The organism is Streptomyces sp. NRRL F-5122, assembly GCF_001507435.1.
Taxonomy (GTDB): domain Bacteria; phylum Actinomycetota; class Actinomycetes; order Streptomycetales; family Streptomycetaceae; genus Streptomyces; species Streptomyces lannensis.
This window is the reverse complement of record NZ_LMWH01000085.1, coordinates 1-1,002: the sequence shown is the minus strand read 5'-3', so window position 1 is coordinate 1,002 and position 1,002 is coordinate 1. Positions and strand designations below refer to the sequence as shown.

At 66.1% G+C, this 1,002-nt stretch carries 1 protein-coding gene; it reads left to right on the top strand.

Translation table 11 applies throughout. The annotated features are described in order from the left end of the window. On the top strand, positions 1 to 1,002 hold a 1,002-nt coding region (locus ADL25_RS11640), incomplete at both ends, for an alpha-glucosidase C-terminal domain-containing protein (protein ID WP_199839140.1).

Below are 1,002 nucleotides of genomic sequence, written 5' to 3'. Positions count from 1 at the left end.
AACTGCGAGAATCTGCCGGCCACGCACGAGTTCCTCCGGCGGGTGCGCAAGGAGATCGACGCCCACTATCCGGACACGGTGCTGCTGGCGGAGGCCAATCAGTGGCCGGAGGATGTGGTCGACTACTTCGGGGACTTCGGCAGTGGTGGCGACGAGTGCCACATGGCCTTCCACTTCCCCGTCATGCCGCGCATCTTCATGGCGGTGCGGCGTGAGTCGCGTTATCCGGTCTCGGAGATCCTGGCCAAGACCCCGGCGATCCCCTCCAACTGCCAGTGGGGCATCTTCCTGCGCAACCACGACGAGCTGACCCTGGAGATGGTCACCGACGAGGAACGCGACTACATGTGGGCGGAGTACGCCAAGGATCCCCGCATGCGCGCCAACATCGGGATCCGCCGCCGGCTGGCCCCGCTGCTGGACAACGACCGCAACCAGATCGAGTTGTTCACCGCGCTGCTGCTGTCGCTGCCCGGCTCGCCGATCCTGTACTACGGCGACGAGATCGGCATGGGCGACAACATCTGGCTCGGGGACCGCGACGCGGTCCGCACCCCCATGCAGTGGACCCCGGACCGCAACGCGGGCTTCTCCTCGTGCGATCCCGGCCGGCTCTTCCTGCCCACGATCATGGATCCGGTCTACGGCTACCCGGTCGCCAACGTGGAGGCGTCGATGTCGTCGCCGTCATCGCTGCTGCACTGGACCCGCCGCATGATCGAGATCCGTAAGCAGAACCCGGCGTTCGGTCTGGGCTCCTTCACGGAGTTGTCGTCCTCCAACCCGGCCGTCCTGGCCTTCCTGCGCGAGTACAAGGACGACCTGGTGATGTGTGTGCACAACTTCTCCCGGTTCGCCCAGCCCACCGAACTCGACCTCAGCCGCTTCAACGGCCGCCACCCGGTGGAACTCATCGGCGGAGTCCGCTTCCCCGCCATCGGCGAACTCCCCTACCTGCTCACCCTCGCAGGCCACGGCTTCTACTGGTTCCGACTCCGCAAG